18 protein-coding genes are annotated in these 18413 nt (G+C 67.3%); 17 read left to right on the forward strand and 1 reads right to left on the reverse strand.

Translation table 11 applies throughout. From position 1 onward, the window contains the following. Positions 1 to 22: 22 nt before the first annotated feature. A complete protein-coding gene (locus OG352_RS20705; protein WP_164323970.1) occupies positions 23 to 529 on the reverse strand; it encodes a helix-turn-helix domain-containing protein in 507 nt (168 codons plus the stop codon). A gap of 382 nt (positions 530 to 911) precedes the next feature. On the opposite strand from OG352_RS20705, the gene OG352_RS20710 reads away from it, so the two are divergent. The 17 genes from OG352_RS20710 (at position 912) to OG352_RS20790 (ending at position 18302) form a co-directional block, all read left to right on the forward strand. Next, positions 912 to 2108 carry a DUF3631 domain-containing protein gene (locus tag OG352_RS20710; RefSeq protein WP_443072488.1) on the forward strand — a complete coding sequence of 399 codons (1197 nt, stop codon included), beginning with the start codon at positions 912 to 914 and terminating at the stop codon, positions 2106 to 2108. A 409-nt stretch (positions 2109 to 2517) separates the two neighbouring features. Continuing rightward, positions 2518 to 3516: a DUF2637 domain-containing protein gene (locus OG352_RS20715; protein WP_329218819.1), complete on the forward strand. Its 999-nt coding sequence runs from the start codon at positions 2518 to 2520 to the stop codon at positions 3514 to 3516. 374 nt (positions 3517 to 3890) lie between these two features. Further along, the gene (locus OG352_RS20720) at positions 3891 to 4442 is read left to right on the forward strand and encodes a MobC family plasmid mobilization relaxosome protein (RefSeq protein WP_329218820.1); all 552 of its coding nucleotides are present in this window, start codon (positions 3891 to 3893) and stop codon (positions 4440 to 4442) included. Positions 4443 to 4447: 5 nt separating this feature from the next. Further along, positions 4448 to 6163 (forward strand): relaxase/mobilization nuclease domain-containing protein, encoded by a 1716-nt coding sequence (locus OG352_RS20725; RefSeq protein ID WP_329218822.1) that lies wholly within the window; start codon positions 4448 to 4450, stop codon positions 6161 to 6163. Between the two features lie 851 nt (positions 6164 to 7014). Continuing rightward, positions 7015 to 7209 carry a hypothetical protein gene (locus OG352_RS20730; protein ID WP_329218823.1) on the forward strand — a complete coding sequence of 65 codons (195 nt, stop codon included), beginning with the start codon at positions 7015 to 7017 and terminating at the stop codon, positions 7207 to 7209. 15 nt (positions 7210 to 7224) lie between these two features. Beyond that, a complete protein-coding gene (locus OG352_RS20735; protein WP_329218825.1) occupies positions 7225 to 7419 on the forward strand; it encodes a hypothetical protein in 195 nt (64 codons plus the stop codon). Between the two features lie 376 nt (positions 7420 to 7795). Next, the gene (locus OG352_RS20740) at positions 7796 to 9457 is read left to right on the forward strand and encodes an alpha/beta fold hydrolase (protein WP_329218827.1); all 1662 of its coding nucleotides are present in this window, start codon (positions 7796 to 7798) and stop codon (positions 9455 to 9457) included. Next, on the forward strand, positions 9454 to 10038 hold the full coding sequence (locus OG352_RS20745) for a hypothetical protein (protein WP_329218828.1): 585 nt from the start codon (positions 9454 to 9456) through the stop codon (positions 10036 to 10038). The genes OG352_RS20740 and OG352_RS20745 overlap by 4 nt, the downstream gene beginning before the upstream one ends. 127 nt (positions 10039 to 10165) lie before the next feature. Continuing rightward, a complete protein-coding gene (locus OG352_RS20750; RefSeq protein WP_329218829.1) occupies positions 10166 to 10927 on the forward strand; it encodes a class I SAM-dependent DNA methyltransferase in 762 nt (253 codons plus the stop codon). Positions 10928 to 10975: 48 nt separating this feature from the next. Then, positions 10976 to 11155, forward strand: a complete 180-nt coding sequence (locus tag OG352_RS20755; RefSeq protein WP_329218830.1) for a hypothetical protein — start codon at positions 10976 to 10978, stop codon at positions 11153 to 11155. Beyond that, on the forward strand, positions 11152 to 12873 hold the full coding sequence (locus tag OG352_RS20760; RefSeq protein WP_329218832.1) for an ABC transporter ATP-binding protein: 1722 nt from the start codon (positions 11152 to 11154) through the stop codon (positions 12871 to 12873). The genes OG352_RS20755 and OG352_RS20760 overlap by 4 nt, the downstream gene beginning before the upstream one ends. Further along, a complete protein-coding gene (locus OG352_RS20765) occupies positions 12870 to 14330 on the forward strand; it encodes a phytoene desaturase family protein (protein WP_329218834.1) in 1461 nt (486 codons plus the stop codon). Before OG352_RS20760 ends, OG352_RS20765 begins: the two co-directional genes overlap by 4 nt. Positions 14331 to 14503: 173 nt before the next feature. Continuing rightward, positions 14504 to 14770 carry a hypothetical protein gene (locus tag OG352_RS20770; protein ID WP_329218835.1) on the forward strand — a complete coding sequence of 89 codons (267 nt, stop codon included), beginning with the start codon at positions 14504 to 14506 and terminating at the stop codon, positions 14768 to 14770. 360 nt (positions 14771 to 15130) lie between these two features. After that, positions 15131 to 15955, forward strand: a complete 825-nt coding sequence (locus tag OG352_RS20775; protein ID WP_329218836.1) for a M23 family metallopeptidase — start codon at positions 15131 to 15133, stop codon at positions 15953 to 15955. Positions 15956 to 16254: 299 nt separating this feature from the next. Beyond that, positions 16255 to 16809, forward strand: a complete 555-nt coding sequence (locus tag OG352_RS20780) for a hypothetical protein (protein WP_329218838.1) — start codon at positions 16255 to 16257, stop codon at positions 16807 to 16809. A 46-nt stretch (positions 16810 to 16855) separates the two neighbouring features. Next, a complete protein-coding gene (locus OG352_RS20785) occupies positions 16856 to 17002 on the forward strand; it encodes a hypothetical protein (RefSeq protein ID WP_329218839.1) in 147 nt (48 codons plus the stop codon). A gap of 358 nt (positions 17003 to 17360) precedes the next feature. Beyond that, positions 17361 to 18302: a hypothetical protein gene (locus OG352_RS20790; protein ID WP_329218840.1), complete on the forward strand. Its 942-nt coding sequence runs from the start codon at positions 17361 to 17363 to the stop codon at positions 18300 to 18302. The last annotated feature ends 111 nt before the right edge of the window (positions 18303 to 18413 follow it).

The raw sequence follows: 18413 nt of genomic DNA on the forward strand, positions 1-18413 counted from the left end.
AGAGGAGATCTCCGCCGAGCGGTTACTCGTCGTCGGCAGAACCGCTGCGGAGCGGATCCCCGGGCGAGTTCGGAGCCGGGTAGAACGAGAGGCTCCCCGGGTCGGGCTCGACGCCGAGACGCTCGGCGATCTCGTCGTATCGGGCCTCGGCCGCCTCAAGTCTGGTCTTCGCGGCGTCGGCGAGATCTTGGGCGACTTGGTGCTCCTGTTCGGCCTTCTGAATGTCGAAGGCCGCTTCCTGCAACTCCCAGTGAGGATCGTCGCGGCTGGCGACAGCTTCGAGCAGGAAGTGACCAGCAGGGACGCCGAGAGCCTTGGCGAAGCCGAGGGCCTCGTTAAGGCTGATGCTCCGGGCACCGTTCTCGATCTTGGCGATCTGGGTCTGGTGCATCTTGAAGCCCAGGCGGCGCATGCGCTCCGCCATGTCCTCCTGGGACAGGCGGGCCGTCATGCGTAGGACCTTCAGGTTATGCGCCACCAGAGCTTCGCCCTCCGGCGGAGCCCAACGCTGCGGCTTGGCATCGTCCACTTCTTTGACCTCCCTCCTCTTTCTCGGCCGGCGAAGGTAGCCATGCCTCCACCCTTAAACCATACCAGCATGGATACCCCAACCCGCAAGAGAATAGCCCCACATGTGGCACGCGTCACTATGGACTTGAGCAGCGAATATACCTGAGGGGATTAGTTTTCCGATGCACTGAAAGGTTGACTACGGGCGGACGCTCGTGCACACTTATGCCATAAGGGCATCTACTGCCGAACCGCCAGGAGGTTGAATCGCCTAGGTGCCCCGAGGAACGCGAAAACCCCCGGCGCTACGAACACCGGGGGCTGCAGGAACCTCGCCACCGCCCATCCCAGGACAGTCGACCACGGCGGACCGGGTTGCCCCCCGGAGCCGCCGAGTGAGGATCTCCGTGAACGAGAGTACCGCCCCCGCCGCCCCTGCGGCATCCCTTCCGACCGGCACCCCGACACCGGACCGTGGGCAGCCGGACGCCGCCGCGCTGCTGGATGAGTTGCGCACCGCACTGGCCCGCTTCGTGGTCCTCCCGAGCGAGCAGGCACTGGACGCGACCGTGCTGTGGATCGCGGCCACCCACCTCCAGCAGGTGTGGCAGCACGCCCCACGTCTGGCTGTGGTCGGCCCGGCGAAGCGGTGTGGGAAGTCCCGCCTGCTCGACCTGCTCACCGAGACGGTCCACAGGCCCGTCATCACCATGAACTTCACGGCAGCGGCCATCTTCCGCTCGATCTCGGACGAGCCGCCGACCCTCCTCGTGGACGAAGCCGACACCATCTTCGGCAGCCCCAAGGTCGCCGAGAAGAACGAGGAGATGCGCGGTCTGCTCAACGCCGGGCACCAGCGCGGCCGACCGGTACTACGAGTGGTCGGCAAGGAGCACACACCCCACTCCTTCGCGACCTTCGCCATGGCGGCGCTCGCCGGCATCGGCGACCTGCCCGACACGATCATGGACCGGTCCGTCGTGATCCGGATGCGCCGCCGGGCGGAAGGCGAGCAGGTGAGCCCGTACCGGACCCGCCGCGACAGCCCCAGCCTGCACGACCTGCGGGCCCGTCTCGCGCGCTGGGCCGCCTCGGTGAGCGAGCAGGCCCTGCACCTGGAGCCAGGGATGCCCGTCGAGGACCGGGCAGCCGACACCTGGGAGCCTCTGGTGATCGTCGCCGACCTCGCAGGCGGCACCTGGCCCGAGCGCGCCCGCACCGCGTGCGCGCAGATGGTCACCGCCGAGGCCCAGGCCGAGGAGGACAACCCCTCCAACGCCCGCATCCTCGCCGACATCCGCCGCGCCTTCGCCGCCGTCGGTGACCCCGAGAGCGTCTCCACCGACGCCCTGCTCTACCGCCTCAACTCCGACCCCGAAGCCCCCTGGGCTGAGGCCGGGCGGGGCGGGCTCAACCCGCGCGCCCTGTCCGGGCTGCTGCGCGAGTACGGCATCCGCTCCGGCAACGTCCGCATGCCCGACGGCACCCAGCTCAAGGGCTACACCCGGGCGAAGTTCACCGACGCCTGGAAGCGCTACTGCCCCACCGTCCACCCCGAGACCGGCCCGGACGACGCCAGAGACGTACGGACCGACTGACCCCCGCGTGGGTGCCGCCGCCGACCGTTCGACGGCGGCACCCACGACGGGCACCCCGCTACGGGCGCGGACGCCGCCGAAGGACAATCCCGGTCCATATCCGTCTCGTGCCGTCCCTGCCGTATAAGCGCAGGTCAAAGCAGCTCCGGCCAAGACGGCACAGCTTCCCAAGACGGATAGGCATCCGTCCCGGGCTCCGAGCCGACGGCACCAGCACTCCTGTCGAGCCAACGGGTGCGACCACGGCCGCCGAGCCGACGCCGTACGGCAGGACGCGTCCGGACGGCGCTGAGACACCGTACAGAACACCTGCCGTCCCGCCCCTGACCTGCACCGTCAACGGCAAGACGGCCAAGACGGATCACCACTCACCCCCACCCAAGACCGCACCCCGAGGGGGACCACACCCATGCCCGACACCGCCATACCCACCACGCCCGCCACGCCCACCAGCCGCCACCGCGCCACATCGTGGGACCGGTTCGCCATCGTCCTGCTCGGCATCGCCGGATGCGCGCTTTCCTACGATGCGCTGCGGCAGATGGCCACCGCCGTCCACGTCCGCCCCCACCTGACCTACCTCTTCCCCGTCGTGATCGACGGCTTCATCGCCTACGGCGTCCGCGCCCTGCTGGTTCTGCGCGAGGCCCCGCTGCCGGCGCGCCTGTACGCGTGGACCCTGTTCATCGCCGCCACCGCCGCCAGTATCTGGGCCAACGGTCTGCACGCCCTCGACCTCAACCAGCCCGGCACCGTGGACCTCCATCTCGACGACATCACCGTCACCGTCCTGTCCGCGATCGCTCCGCTTGCATTGGCCGGAGCCACCCACCTACACATCCTGATCACCCGCTACGGCGGCACCGACCCGGCAGGAACGTCGGTTCACCCCACCACCGCACGGGTTCCGTACCGGCACCAGCAGGCCGACGGAACCCTGTCGGCGGATCCGTCCCAGCAGCGGAAGCGGCTTGAGCGGCACGACCTGCCTCAGCCCCAGCAGGCCGGGATCGCGCAGCCCGGCGAAGCAACGGTTCCGGGCGCCCTGGGGTCCGGAAGCGTCGATCTGGACAGCGGCACGGGAACCGTGCCGCCGGCCGGCTCCCCGCACAGCGAGTCCGAGGACGAGCCCGACGGTGCAGACCAGGGGCAGGACGAGGGTTCCGTACCGCGCGCTCAGAGCCAGGGCGGACGCCCACCTATGGCGTCCCTGGAGCGGCTGGCCGAGGTGATCACCGCAGCCCACCCGGACCCGGATGCAATCACTCGCGACAGCGCCCGCAAGGCCCTGTCCGAATCCGGGCTCGGCGCCGGAACCGTCCGCCTGACCGAGGCCATCACCCTGGTCCGCCGCGCCGCCCAGGCCCGCGAGCACCCGGACCAGCGACCCCTCGCCGACCGGACCTGAACCCATCCGGACACCCATAGCCCACCCGATCCGGTAGGCCGGCGCGGCTGCCGACACCCCGGCAGCCGCGCCACCAGCAGCCCCCTATCCCAGAACCGCAGCACCGCAAAACCGCTGGCCGCCCGGACCATCCCACCCGTACGCCCCGGACAGCGCAGGGGTGCCCACAGCCCCCGCGCGCCCCGACAGGAGACAATGCAGTGAGGAAGAGGTCGCACCTCGACGACAACAAGACCGAAGGTCCGGATCAGCCATCGAAGTCCGTTGACCTGAAGGCCCTTTGGCGCCGAGCCTTTGGTAAAGGGGCTCCTGGCGGAGCCAGTAGTACCCCGAGTCCGACTCATGGCCAGTCTTCGGGGGTCTCCGCCCCGGGGGTGGCGGAGACGGCCCGGCGCCAGGGGGCGCCGGACCAGGGGGTCGGGGCCGAGGGCGGCTCCGACCTGGACACGCTTCACTCCGTCCAGCAAGCCGTCCTGCGCCCCGCAGACAGCCCAGCCGTCGCCGCCGGCGAGCCTGCCGTGCAGAGCGTGCAGCCCACGATCCGCCGCTTCACAGGCACCAAGCGGGTCGTGCGCGTCGGCCCGCTGCGCTTCACCGGCGACGAGCACACCCAGCTTCAGGAGGCATCTGCCGAGCACGGGTACAAGGGCGACTCCGGCTTCGCCGCCGACATCGTCCTCGCCTTCGTCACCGGCCGGTTCACCGCCAACCTGCCCCTGTCCGAGGACCGCCGCCGCACCCACATTTTCCGCGCCCAAGTACTGCGCCAGCTCAACCGGATCGGCGTCAACGTCAACCAGATCGCCCGCGCCCTCAACAGCGACCACACCCCACCCGACATACGTCAGCGCCTGGACGAACTCCACGACCTGCTGGAGCTGATCGCCGAGGCCCTGCGCGAGCCTGCCGACCCGCGGGAGGTCTGACCAGCGTGATCGCCGCCATCAAGCCCGCCGGGGCCAACACCCGGGGCCTGCTCGCGTACCTCTACGGCCGCGGAACCCACGACGAGCACTTCGACCCGCACATCGTGGCGGGCTTCGCGATGCTCGGCATGCCCGACCCCGGCCGCGACGAGAACGCCACCCTCACCGAACTCGGCCACTACCTCGACGAGCCGGTCTCCCTGCGCAACAGCGAGTTCGGCAAGCCGGTCACCGACCACGTCTGGCACTGCCCGGTCCGAGCCGCCCCCGAGGACCGCCACCTCTCCGACGCCGAGTGGGGCGAGATCGCCCAGCGCATCGTCCAAGCGGCCGGCATCGCCCCCGCCGGTGACGACCTGGGCTGCCGCTGGATCGCCGTACGCCACGCCGACGACCACATCCACATCCTCGCCACCACCGTCCGCGAAGACGGACGGCGTCCCAAGCTCCACGACAGCGGCCTCCGCGTCGGCGACGCCTGCCGCGAGATCGAGAATGACTACGGGCTGCGCCGCTTGAAGAAGGGCAACCGCACCGCCGCCCGCCGCCCCACCCAGGCCGAGATGCACAAAGCCGAACGCCTTGGCTGGGAACAGCCCAGCCCCGAGTGGCTCCAGGACCGCATCCGCGCGGCCATCCCCCACGTGACCAACGCCGAGGAATTCATCGCCTACCTCGAAGCCGGCGGCATCGGGGTCCAGGTCCGGCGCGGCCCGTCAGGGGACCTCCTCGGGTATGCCGTCGGCCGCCCCGGCGACGTCAACGAGGCCGGCGAGCAGATCTACCACCCCGGAAGCAAGATCTCCCCCGACCTCTCCCTGCCCAAAATCAAGGCCCGCCTCGAATCCAGCCGGCCCGAAGAACGCCCCACCGCGAGCCGTAGCCACCCCAACACCCCCTGGCACCAAGCCACCGACGCGCTCGACGTCCTCCACACCGACCTCGCCGACGACACACATGCCCAGGCCCACGTCACCGCCCTCGGTGAACTGCTGGAAGCCACCGCCCAGAAGGCACCCGCCAATCTGCGCGCCGAACTCCAGGCCGCTTCGAAGACGTTCAGCCGAGCGCAGCGGTCCCAGGTCCGGGCGGAAGACCGCGCCGCCCACGCCCTGCGTAGCGCGGCGCGCGACATCGTGCACACCGCCACCGGCCCCGACGGCAGCGTGTTCGCAGCCCTGATCGCAGCCCTCGTCTGGGCCGCCATCGTCGCCGGGCGCTGGCACGAAGCGAAGAACCACGCCCACCAGACCGACGCCGCCCGCCAGGCCGTCCAGCACCTCCAGACAGCCGCCGACCACGCCCTCGCCCCGACACTCGCCGAACTCACAGCCCGCCCACCCAGGGAGGAAGCCCGCCGAGTTCTGGCCAGCGACGTACGAGCAGCCGTCCCCGACCACGCCGAGCGAATCCTCGCCGACCCGGCCTGGCCCGCGCTCTCCACCGCCCTCGCCGACGCCGAAGCCCGCGGCCACCAACCCCACCAACTCCTCAAGGAAGCCGCTGCCCAGCGCGAGCTGACCACCGCCCGCCAACCCGCACGCGTCCTCATCACCCGCATCCAGCACACCGGCCGAAACCCCGCCCCCAACCGCCGTGCGGAAGCCGCCCGCCGACGCTCAGCCATCGCAGCATCAGTCACCGCCCAGCAGAGCCGTCCGCCTCAGTCCGCACCATTGGCGGCGACACCCGCTGAACAGCAGCACCGACAGCGCCGGTAGGCACCTTGCGCTCCAAGTGCCAGACGGGCATTGCCAAGCGAGACTGATGCCTTGGTCGATCGCGGATAGCGGTGGCGAGGGCGTTGTGCGGTTTCGCTCCGCTCCCTACAGCTTTTGCGACTGAGAGTCGGCGGGATCCGCAGCGATGCGTGGAGCTGGCCGCACCCCGCTGCATGGAGGGCGCGATCACCGTGAATGTCATTGTATGGCAGGGCATACGACATGGAATCTGGGTGATCTACGCGAGTAGCGATGATCATCCAAAAATTCCGGCCATCCACCCTCTTTATGGTCGATCCATTCTCGCCATATTGCTCGCGGCCATGAGTCGGTACGCTCGGGCGCCAGATCCGGGCCGACCTGGGCTAACATCAATTTTCAGCCAGTAATAAGCGGGCGGTTCTCTTTGCTCTATCGGCTGACTTCCCTGGTCAGGTGGGCTGCAGAGAGTCGACCTGCTGGGGAAAAGTTCAGCCACGCAAAACTTCCCACGCCTGAACCGGAATGAAATACTCCAAGGTGATCAACGGGTCGCGTGATGTGCGTCACTCGTGTTCTGCTTGCTCCTGGTGGGTAAAGGTTTTCTATAGTGAGTGCTGTGACGGGGAACGACCAATGATCGCCACGCTGAAGCAGTGACGTAATGACACGGGGGCTACGTGCAGCAACTCTCTAATTTCCGCGAGAGTCTGTCCGGCTGTCCGCATTGCATTTTCAGCTGATGTGCGCGCAATAATCATCCGAATCACTTGCGTGGCACTAACCTCCGAGTATTTCGGCAACCGCATCGCGGGGGATCTGTTTTTCGTTGCGGAAGATCCGACCATTGATAGAACTAAAGGGAGAGTGTCATGGCTGAGATAGCAGCATTCATGAACAGACTGGAGATGTCCCCTCTCAAGGAGGGCATGGCCAAGACCGGCGGATCGCCGATCATGGCCACCCCCGCGGTCGTCGCCGTTCCGGCCGGCGCCAAGATCGCGGCGGCGGCGGTGGCGTTCACCATCCCCGTCGGCGCGTACGTAACCGGGCGCATCTTCGGCTGAGGCGGGGAGATCTCGATGAACCAGATCACAGAGAGCGCGCGCAAGGCTGCGTCGCCGACCCTGTCCGAGGTGCAAAGCGACAAGGTCGTGCGAATGATGCCGGTGGCCTTCACCCCCAGCGTCATAGCACTGTGCCCCTACGCGGCCGGCGGGCTGGCTGCGGGCGCCGCGGTGGTCGGTGCCTATGAGGCTGGGCGCGCGGCCGGCTGAGTCACACCCGCTGCCTGCGCTCTGAGCGCGGGCCTGTAACGGTACCTGTGGAGTGACATTCCGTGGGTGCACGAAGCTGTCGGGCCGCGCGCCAATCGCGGCCCGACAGCTTTCCCATGTTAGCCGACCCGCTGACGAGTCAGGAGGAATTTTGAGGTACCTGAAAAAGATCAGCTCGGCAGTTTTCGGCCCCGTGCCGATTTCCCGAAGCAGGGCGTTAGGGGTATCGGAGAGGTTGGCGGCACTCACAACGCTGTCCTCCGCTCTGGAGTACCTGCACCAGCACCGACACATGGACCCCGGTGGGCTGAATGACTGGGAGGTTATGAAGAGGACCCCGGAGGCCAAGAGCGTAACTCTCCGCAAGGCCGCGGACATGGTGAGCGGAAAGAAGGTGACGCTGGCGCTGCATGCAACTCGGGCGGCTGTCAGCATCGGCATGCTATTGCCGGGAAAGTCGCGGTGGCGCGGCGTTGGAAGCCTCTTCCTCAGCGGAACCAACTGTCTGATGCAAGCTCGCCACCGTTACGGAACGGATGGGTCGGACCAGGTCGCAAATCTGGTGCAGAGCGTCACCGGTGTGGCTCGGCTGGCAAAGAAGTCGGAAACTCAGGACGCACTTCTGTGGTACATCGGAATACAGGCGAGCATGTCCTATGCCGTCTCCGGCTGGGTCAAGCTGGTGGGTGACAAATGGCGAGACGGAACAGCTCTTCCGGGAGTGATGCGGACGCGGACCTACGGTTCTGAACCGTTCTACCGCCTGACGCTGCGTTATCCGAAGACGTTCAAGGTCGTTCAGCACAGTACCTTGGCGATGGAGTGCCTCTTCCCGCTCGTCCATGTCGCCAGCGGCCGATTCACCCGCCCGTTCCTGGCTGCTGCCGGCAGTTTTCATGTAGCCAACGGCTTCATCATGGGGCTCGGGCGATTCATGACTGCGTTCCCTGCGATGCACCCGATGGTCGCGTACACCACGGCGCCCAAGACCCATCCCGCGGTCGCAGGACGCGACGACCGGGCGGCCAAGGCGGCAGCCCTTCTGCTCGCTGGGGGAATCGCTGCCAGTGTCGTGATCGCGGCTCAGCGCCGGGCGGTGGTTCTCGAAGGCTGGCCGACCTCCCGGAAGGTCGTGACCCGGCACGGCAATGAGCTGATGTACGAAGCGGGAGGTCCGGAGTCGGATGCTCCGGTCTTGGTGTTCTGCGCGGGATTGGCCTCCACGTCGGAGCACTTCGCGTGGATCACCGAATGGTTCGCGCACGGCTCGGATCACGCCGTCGTGTCTTACGCACGGGCGGGCTACGCGGGGAGCCGCCGCCGCAGCAAGGCAACCTACGAGCTGACGGAGTCGGTCGACGACCTGGAAGACCTGGTACGCGCGGTCGTACCGGAGAACCGCAAGGTGGTGCTGGTCGGGCACTCCCTGGGCGGCGACCTGATCCGGCGAGTCGCCGAGCGTATGCCGGAGCGGCTGGCCGGTCTCGTCTATCTCGATCCGTCGCACCCCGCGGAACTGCAGCGCTCTGACCGGCAGCGTGCCGGGGCGAAGGACCTTCGAGTCACGCTTACCCACGTGGCCCGCTACGTCCAGCTGGGCACGGGGGTTCTGATGAGTCGGCCCGGCTGGGTCGACAGACTGCCCCCGGCCTACCGCGAGAAGGTGTTCGCGCAGTACACCGACGCCCGGCTGTGGGCAGCGGGCAAACGGGAATGGCTGGCGGTCGAGAAAGAATTCACCGAGTTCACGGGGGCTATCGACCCGGTCACCACACCCGCGTTGATCATCGCCGCGCAGCAGACCGTGGACCAGGATCCAGAGCAGTTCCTGCTGTACAACGAGCTGGCTCGGGTCCATCAGAGCCATGGCGAGCGGGATGCGGTCGAAGTCATCGAGGGAGCCGATCACGACACCATGCTCACCGAGGCGCGCTACGCCCACCAGGCTGCCCGGCTCATGGCCGATTTCCTGGCCGCAGAGCGCCAGCGCGACAGGGCTGATGCGATCACCGCTCACGAGGGAGGTGCTGAACGATGAAACCTGCCGCGCTCTTCAAGGACGCGTTCACAGGACCGGGCTCCCTCGCGAGATGGGTGGGAGCGGGCATGCTGGTGACGACACTCGCCGCGCAGCATCCGCATCTCGTGTTCGACCGTGCTCGCACCAAGGATCTCTTTTCCATGGTGCCGAACTGGAAGTTCTTCGCCCCGAACCCGGCGGTCCACGACTTCCACTACACCTACCGGACTCTTGATCTGGACGGTGAGACCAGCGAGTGGCGCGAGATCGAGATGATCGCGTCCCGAAGGCTGTATCAGGCGTTCTGGTTCGCCTCCCGCCGTCCGGAGAAGGCGGTCTTCGACATCTGCACCGCCATCCTGCAGGAGGCGCAGAAAGGCGGAGTCCGGCAGGCTCAGACGCTGTCCTCCTACCAGCTGCTGGTCGAGTTCGTGCGCCGCACCGTCAGTGAGGAGCAGGACGAGGAGGCAGTGAAGGGATTCCAGTTCGCGGTCGTCCGGGCCGCCGGGCACGACCGCAGCGAACAGCCGGAGACCCTCTTCGTCTCGCCCTACACGTCGATGAAGACGCCGACACCGCAGTACCTGGCTGCCGTCTAGGCGACAGGGTCTGCACGACCACGACGGCGTCACGCGGCGCCCTGCCACCGCGCGGGGCGCCGCATCCCAAGGCCACCCTGACTCGGTGTGACCGCCGCCCGGAGCCCGGTAAGGAACAGACACTCAGATGAACGGCAACGTCGACGACATCGGCTACGGCAAGCAGTTCGCCGCCTGGTACGACCGCCTTTTCCCCAAAGACGCCAACGCCGTCACCACCGCGGAGACACTCGCCCACCTCCATCCCGACCCTGAGAAGGGCACTCTGGAGTTCGGCGTGGGCACCGGCCGCATCGCCGTCCCGCTCTCCCAAAAGGTCGGCCGCATCGTCGGCATCGACTCCTCACCGGAGATGCTGGCGCTGCTGGCCGACGATCCCGGAAGCGTGGACGTCACAGGCGTCCACGCAGACATCCGCTCCTACAGCGACGACCGCGCCTACGCACTCGTGTACGCGGTCTGCGGGGTCCTGTCCATGCTCTTGACCCCAGAGGACCAGCAGAAGGCTGTACAGCGGGCGGCCGAGCTCCTGGCGCCGGAGGGTCGCCTGGTGATCGAGAGCGGCAACCGGCCGGCCGTCGAGGCAATGCACGAGGGCCTTGCGCGAACAACTCTGTTCACCCCGTATCCGGAACCTGGCACGGGGCTTCAGACGCACTCGACCCTTCCCCCTGGATCTGATCTCTGGCAGTGCTCGCACGTCTGGTACGAAGCTGACGGAACCACCCGCGTGGGAAGTGAACTCGCCCGTCTGACCACTCCGGACGAGGTCGACGCCTACGCCGTCGCGGCCGGGCTCACTCCCGAAGCCCGATACGCCGACTGGCAATTGTCTCCCTACACCTCCCAGTACCCAATGTTTCTCACCACTTATCGCAAGGGCGTATGAGTCGGAGCTGAAACGCCTGTCTCCACGCCACGACCAGAGAAAGGAATCATGGTGACAACCCATCGTGTGGTGTCGTTCGTCGTCGCCTTCATCGTCGCCGTGCCGGTCATGCTGACCGTTTTTCGCGACAGCGGCGAAATCACCAGGGAAACTTGGGCCAAGAGCCTCATCTTCGGCGGCAGCATCGCCGCGATAGCCGCGATCGCCTTGGGCAGGAGCAGGCAGTGAATGTATCTGCCGTCGTCCGCCGCCATCGGCTGCTGCTCGGCGCGGGCATCCTGCTGGGCCTGCTGGGAACGGCTGCAACGCTTCTACAGCCATTGCTCATCGGCGACTTGATCGAAGCGGTAGCCGTGGATGAGCCAACCATGAGGCCGATCCTGCTCCTTGCGGGGCTCTTCGTCGCAGACGCGCTGCTTGCCGCCACCCACTTCTATCTCATCGGGCGAGCCGGCGAGAACATCGTCTTCGACATGCGCGGCACTCTCACCGGGCGTCTCCTGCACTCCCGTATCCGGGCCTTCAACCGGCTCGAACACGGCGACGTCTTCACCCGTACCGTCGCCGACACCTCCTTGGCACGCGTCGCGCTCTCCTCTTCCGTATCCCAGATGATCACCTCCGGATTCGCCGTCGTCGGCTGTGTCGGCGTCATGGCCTGGCTCGACTGGCGGATGCTGCTGGCCACCGCCGGCTGCCTCGGAGCGGCCTCGGTGATCGGGCTCGGTTTGGCGCGAGCTGTGCGCAAGGCCGCGGTGACGAACCGCGAGGACACCAGCAACTACGGATCGGCGCTCCTACGGGTGCTGGGCGCCCTCACCACGGTGAAAGCCTCCCGCGCCGAAGAGCGCGAAGCCGAACGCATCGGAGAACTGGCTGATGCCGCGCGGGCCAGTGGCATCCACGTCACCCGCCTGTCGGCGATGCTGATGCCTGCCATGAACGTTGGCACTCAGGTGTCCCTTGCCGTGGTCATCGCCTGGGGCATGTCCCGTACAGCCACGGGCGCTCTGCCCATCGAGGACCTCACCGCGTTCATCATGTACCTCTTCTACCTGGTGTCCCCACTGGTGATGCTGTTCATGTCACTCGGGGAGATCCAACAGGGCCGGGCGGCCATAGACCGGGTCAAGGACCTGGCCCGCATCGAGACCGAGTCCACCGAAGGCGCTCCGGCCTCAACACCCGTCGCGGAGACGCCCGCCGTCGAATTCGAAGACGTCACGTTCTCCTACAGCGACACCACCGCGCCCGTCCTGACTGGTGTGTCGTTCTCGCTGCCGCGCACCGGCGTAACCGCCATCGTGGGTCCGTCCGGGGCAGGCAAGACCACACTGTTCCAGCTCATCGAGCGCTTCCAGGTGCCCGACGCAGGCACGGTCCGTCTGGCCGGCACAGACATAGGCGCTATGCGCCTGGACGAACTGCGGTCCCGAATCGGCCTCGTCGAGCAGGACGCTCCCCTGATGCGCGGGACCATCGGGGAGAATCTCACCTACGCTCGCCCTGATGCCACTGCCGCGGACATCGACGAAGTCATCGCCGCGGCTCACCTCGCTGACGTCGTCAGTGCTCTGCCGGACGGCCTGGACACCCACCTGGGTGAGGGCGGCATCGGTCTGTCCGGCGGGCAGCGGCAGCGCCTCGCCATCGCCCGCGCCCTGCTCACCCGCCCGGACGTACTGCTCCTGGATGAAGCCACCTCCCACCTCGACTCCGATTCCGAGACAGCGCTGCGCGAGGCCATCTCCGCCATCGGTACGCGGTGCCTCGTCCTCACTATCGCCCACCGTCTCTCCACCACCATCGGCGCGGACCGCATCCTCGTGATCGAGGACGGAAAGCTGCGTGCCACCGGCACCCACACCGAGTTGATGGAGGGCGACACGACGTACCAACGCCTCGCCAGCAGGCAGATGACACCCGTCGGGGGAGGCGTGCGGTGACCGACGCCGCGATCGTGGGCACAGGTCCCAATGGGCTGGCCGCCGCTGTGACCCTCGCCAGAGCCGGCCTCAAAGTCGTGCTGTACGAAAAGGCCGACACGCCTGGTGGTGGTCTGCGCTCGATGTCGCTGTTCGATAGCGCAGTCGTCCACGACATCTGCTCGGCAGTCCACCCGATGGCCGCCGCCTCCGCGTTCTTCCGGGCATTTGACCTGCCTTCTCGCGGAGTCCGCCTGCTCCAGCCCGACATCCCCTACGCACACCCCCTGCCTGGCGGCCACGTGGCGGCAGCCTGGCGCAGCATCGCCCGCACCGCCGAGCACCTCGGTGCTGATGGGCGACGCTGGACACGATTACTGGGCCCGCTTGCGGAACGGTCCACCGCCGTAGTTGACCTGTTCCTCTCCGACCAGCGCTCCTTGCCCCGTGACCTCCTCACGCCCGCGTTCCTGATGCCCCGGGTTCTGGCGCACGCCACGAACCGCACACCGTTCACGACCCCGGAGGCCAAAGCCCTGCTGACAGGTGTGGCCGCCCATGCCGTCGGAAGACTGCCTTCGCTGGCGTCGGCAGCGGTAGCCCTGCTACTGGCGCACACCGCCCATGCCAGTGGCTGGCCACTTCCGGAAGGCGGAAGCATTCGTATCGCCGACGCACTCGTCGACGACATCACCGCCCACGGCGGCGCCATTCACACCGGCCACCACGTCAAGGACTTGGCGGAGCTGGGCAATGTACCCCTCGTCCTCTTGGATGTGAGCCCCAATGAGTTCCTCGCCATCGCCGGCGACCAGCTCCCCACGGCGTATCGCCGAGCTCTGCGCCGCTACCGCTATGGCCCGGGTGCGGCCAAGGCCGACTTCCTTGTCAGCGAGCCCATCCCGTGGACCAACCCCCTCTTGCGGCAGGCCGGCACAGTGCACCTCGGCGGCACACACGCCGACATCGTCAGACAGGAGAACGCCACCGCCGCAGGTCAGCAGATACCCGACCCATTCATGCTGGTCGTCGACCCGGCCGTCACCGACCCGACACGAGCCTCCGGCCGCAAACGCCCGGTGTGGGCATACGCCCACGTGCCCAACAAAGACACCCGCGATCCGGTCGAGATGATCCGTGCACGCATCGAGGAGTACGCCCCCGGGTTCACGGACACGATCATCGCCTCTCGCGGCCTGTCGGCAGCCCAGTACGAGACGTACAACCCGAATTACGTCGGTGGGGACATCGCCTCCGGCGCTCTGACCCTGCGCCAGACCCTGGCGCGCCCGACCTTGCGCCGGGATCCGTACTCCACCCCCCTGCCAGGCGTGTACTTGTGCTCGGCCTCAACTCCGCCAGGCCCGTCCGTCCATGGCATGTGCGGCTACTTCGCCGCGCTCTCTGCGCTCCGACGCCACCACGGCGTCCGGACATCGCCCGACCTCTCCCCGAAGCAGAAGCAGGAGTTCTTCTAATGCGCACACACGTCTGGGTAACCCCCGCAGTCCTTGCCACCGGCCTGGCGTTAGCCATCACAGCCCCAGCCTCCGCGAGCGAAGACACGTCAGCCCGCACTGTCGAGTGGTCGACGGAGTTCGAGACGGCCGCCGCGGCAGGACAGCGGTGGACCGAGCCGGGGAGCTCCGGCTTGACGCGCGACTTGGTACTCAGCGGAACGCTCTCCAGCACCGGCGACAACTGTTACTCGCTGTGGACACGGTTCGTGTTCGACCTTGCTCCGGGACCCACCCGCAAGCAAGCCCAGATATGCGGTCCCGGAACCGTCGACGTCGACGCACGCCAGGCTTATCGGCCCACCACCACCGGATACCTCACGATCTGCAAGGGCACGGAAAACACCAAGGAATGCGCCCCGTGGGAGAACGTCACCTGGTGGCCCATCAACCAGAACTGACCTCTTCTTCCCGCCGCGCGTGCTCGGCGAAGTCGGGATCGCTGCAGCCGAGACAGAGAAGGCTCGGACCCATGGTTGGGACGACTGCCATCAGGCCCCAGACGTTGAACGAGCTGGGGGCGGCCATCCATCGTTTAGGCTTCTTCAGCCCGCTGTCCGCGCGACTAGCCACACGCGGTGACCTGCGCAACCACGGGAGTTCGGGGCTCATTGGAACGCCCCAAGAAGCCCTTGCCGCAGCCGTCGCTGTGCGTTGACCAGGCCATTGAGGCCACCTCATCGCCGGACATCTGAGGCGAGGGTCGAGCCCTCGCCAACCAGCAGTGAATCGTCGCAACATCCAATGAACGAGGTGCACTCTTGCTGACGTCCCTGTGGAAACGCCACGGCTTACTCATCGCTGTCGGGGCGCTCTGCATCCTGGTGAACAGTCAGGGCTTGGGGCCGCTGTGGTACACGGGGGTCGTCCTTCTGGCGCTCGGCGGGTTGATGCGCTGGGGCCTGTGGCGCAATCAGCGTCCGCCGCAAGGACAGACACCGATCCCGGTCGATGTGCCCGTCACTGGACGCTGGCGGGCCATCAACGGCCCTGGCACGAAGGTCCCCAGCCACACGCACAGCCATGCGCAAACCTACGCCATCGACCTGACATACCACCCGGCTGCAGAGCCCACGCCGGCATTCCGCTGGCTCTGGCCGCTCGCTAGCCGTCCGCACCAATACCCCGCCTTCGGTAGCCCTGTTCTGGCCCCCGGCGACGGCGTGGTCGTCACGAGCGCCGACCGTCAGCGCGATCACTTGTCCCGTACTTCGCTGCCTGGCTTCGTCTATCTCTACCTGGAGGGCTTCGTACGCAGCCTGGGGTGGCCCCGCCACTTATGGGGCAACCACATCATTCTTGATCTCGGCGAGGGCGTCTACGCGGGGTTCGCGCATCTCAAGCGCGGCTCCCTCCGTGTGGCTGTGGGCGACCAGGTCACCGCAGGTCAGCAGCTCGCCGAGTGCGGAAACTCCGGGAACTCCTCCGAACCCCACCTGCATTTCCAACTCATGAGCGGCCCGGACTCCGAGACCTCCTACGGGCTGCCCTTCGAGTGGCGCTACCAGGACGACGACGGCGCCGAACACAACGGAGTGCCCAAGGACGCCGTCTACTTCACCTCACTCGAGTCCCAGTCTCATTAGTGGTGTTGCCGCCTACGCCGGAGGGCGGACGGCGTGGACGCTGATCGTGGGCATGGGCCGGCGGGCGCGTTCGAGGGTGCGTAGCCGGGTCTCGTGGTCGGCGACATCGTTTCTGAGTTCGGTGAGGCCCTGGCCGATGCCCTGTGGGGGGCGGATGCCGGCTGACGACGGAGCTTTCGTCCGGGACGGCGACCTGGATGCCGGGCAGCGGATTCCGGATGGGCCGCAGACGCCGTGACCTGTCGGGTTGAGTACGCGTACTCAACCGCCGTCGTCCCCCTGGATGACAGAGTTGCTCCATGCCCACTTCAACATCCGTCCAGCGCACGGTACTTGTCGGCGCGGCCCTCATTCTGACGCTCGGCGCCTGCGGTCAGCAGAGGGCCTCGGACTCGGCGGCCGGGGTCGGCTCCAGCGCCTCGCCCAGCGCCCCGGGAGCTTCTCCGTACGTGGAGCCGGGGGCCGGTGACGGTGCTCCGCACTACAACGAGAACAACGCCTACCGGCGAACGGGCGAGATGTCCCCGGCCCATGAGCGGGATGCCGAGCGGGAGGCCGCCCGTATCGAGCCGGTGCTCAAGCGGCTGTGGGAGCAGGGGAAGTGGGACCCCGCGACTGTGCGCGCGGCGCTGCTCAAGCTCGGGTACGAGGAGGGGGACGACGCGCTGACCGTCCGGGAGATGTTCCGGCGTTTCAAGAACAACGGGTACTACACCCCCGAGGGGGCCATGGTCGGCCTGAGCGTCCACCCCGACGCCTGTGTCACCGCGTTCGTGCAGAAGTCCAACTACGGCGTGCGGACCAACGGCCCGTACCTGGAGACAGGCTGCTTCGAGCCTCCCTACGGGCACTGAGCGGACCGAAGAAGGGATTGGCCTGCCCCGGCTGCGCCAGTTCGACGTGCGAAGCAACGACCTCACGCGGCTGCCGGACTGGGTCGTCGACATGCCCGCGCTTGAGAAGCTGGACGTGCGCTGGAACGCCTGCGAGCCCTCGCCGTCGCTGCTGACCGAACTGGAGCGGCGAGGCTGCGTCGTGCTCTTGTAGACCGGAAAACTGCTGCTCAGCGGCCCACCGTGCGTGAGCGATGCGTGAGCGGATGATGTGGCAGAGGCCATCACGGCGTGGACTGAGCGAGGAGCGGCACCTGCCTTGACCAGGTGGTTCCGGACACCGACGAACCGTCCGGAACCACTCGGCAAGCTTTGGCCAGGACTGGGATCCCGAAGGTTCCACTTCAGAGGTCATCGCCGAGGCCCGGCACCAGCTGCGTGTGCACTTCCGGGCCCGTGCCGAGGAACGCCGCCAGGAGCTGGTGCAGGAATGGCGGGCAGACGGGATCTACCCCTATGAGGGGGAACCGACCGAGAATCGTGATCGAGCGGAACGCGAGACCTTCGACGCGGTGGCAACGACCATCGTCCGGCACCTGCCGAACGTGAAGAAGACCCGCCGGACGACCTTCCGCTTCCTGCGCTCCGCCCTCGCCCATGACCCCAACGACGCACTGCGCATCGTGGAGGAGGTCTTCGCGCTCACCCGACAGGAGCACGAGGAACTCGCCCGGCTGCTCGACCGCACCCCGCTGTCCTCACTCATCAAGGCGTCCACCGCCGTCACCGACCGGCTGGATTTCCTGGCCGCCCTTGAGCACCTGGTCTTCAACCCCGAGGCGAAGGGGCGCGTCAAGGAACGCACCGAACTCCACCGCATCCTGGAACGCGAGACCTGGATCTTCGGCGAGGAGTACGGTTTGTACGTCAGCGACCGGAGCCTCACCGAAGTACTCAACCGCCACTGCGCACTCCTCGGCCGCCCCGCCCCCGCAAGCGGCGAAGTCCTACGCACGGACGGCCGGCGCGGCATCGTCGACCTGATGCTCTCCCGCTCCGGCCCCTTGCGCAACGGTGAGCGGCACCACCTCGTGGTCGAGCTCAAGCGTCCCAAGCTCACCCTCGGCATGACCGAGTTTGAGCAGCTCAGCAGTTACGCCGAAGCTGTGATGGCGGACGACCGTTTCCGGGACAACCGCGTCACCTGGGACTTCTGGCTCGTTGGCAACGATATGAGCGGGTCGCTACGCGGCCTCGCCCATCAGAAGAACCGCGCGCCAGGGTGTGCTGTCGAACAGGGCAACTACCGGCTGTGGGTCCGCACCTGGGGCGAGATCGTCGAGGAGTGCGCTACCCGACTCCGTTTCTACCAGGATGAGTTGGAGTACCAGTCCAACAACGAGCATGCGATGGACTACCTCATCCGCGAGCACTCGGACACGGTCTCCGCTCTCGTCTCCGACGGCATCGTCCCGACGCAGAGCGGCAGTTCACCAGGCACGCCCGTTCGATAGAGGCCACCTGCGACCGAACTCCCGCACTCTTGTGTTCACCTGTGTGAGGGCGCACACGGAGTATCGGGCCGATGGGGGCTCCGGGGTGCGATCACGGCCGAACCCCGGAGC

It is taken from the genome of Streptomyces sp. NBC_01485, from assembly GCF_036227125.1.
Taxonomy (GTDB): domain Bacteria; phylum Actinomycetota; class Actinomycetes; order Streptomycetales; family Streptomycetaceae; genus Streptomyces.

Bases quoted from the DNA above. Each gene is read 5' to 3' on its own strand.
- OG352_RS20715 (WP_329218819.1), top strand. From the start codon at position 2,518: ATGCCCGACACCGCCATACCCACCACGCCCGCCACGCCCACCAGCCGC.
- OG352_RS20730 (WP_329218823.1), top strand. From the start codon at position 7,015: ATGGCTGAGATAGCAGCATTCATGAACAGACTGGAGATGTCCCCTCTC.
- OG352_RS20735 (WP_329218825.1), top strand. From the start codon at position 7,225: ATGAACCAGATCACAGAGAGCGCGCGCAAGGCTGCGTCGCCGACCCTG.
- OG352_RS20740 (WP_329218827.1), top strand. From the start codon at position 7,796: ATGGTGAGCGGAAAGAAGGTGACGCTGGCGCTGCATGCAACTCGGGCG.
- OG352_RS20745 (WP_329218828.1), top strand. From the start codon at position 9,454: ATGAAACCTGCCGCGCTCTTCAAGGACGCGTTCACAGGACCGGGCTCC.
- OG352_RS20750 (WP_329218829.1), top strand. From the start codon at position 10,166: ATGAACGGCAACGTCGACGACATCGGCTACGGCAAGCAGTTCGCCGCC.
- OG352_RS20755 (WP_329218830.1), top strand. From the start codon at position 10,976: ATGGTGACAACCCATCGTGTGGTGTCGTTCGTCGTCGCCTTCATCGTC.
- OG352_RS20780 (WP_329218838.1), top strand. From the start codon at position 16,255: ATGCCCACTTCAACATCCGTCCAGCGCACGGTACTTGTCGGCGCGGCC.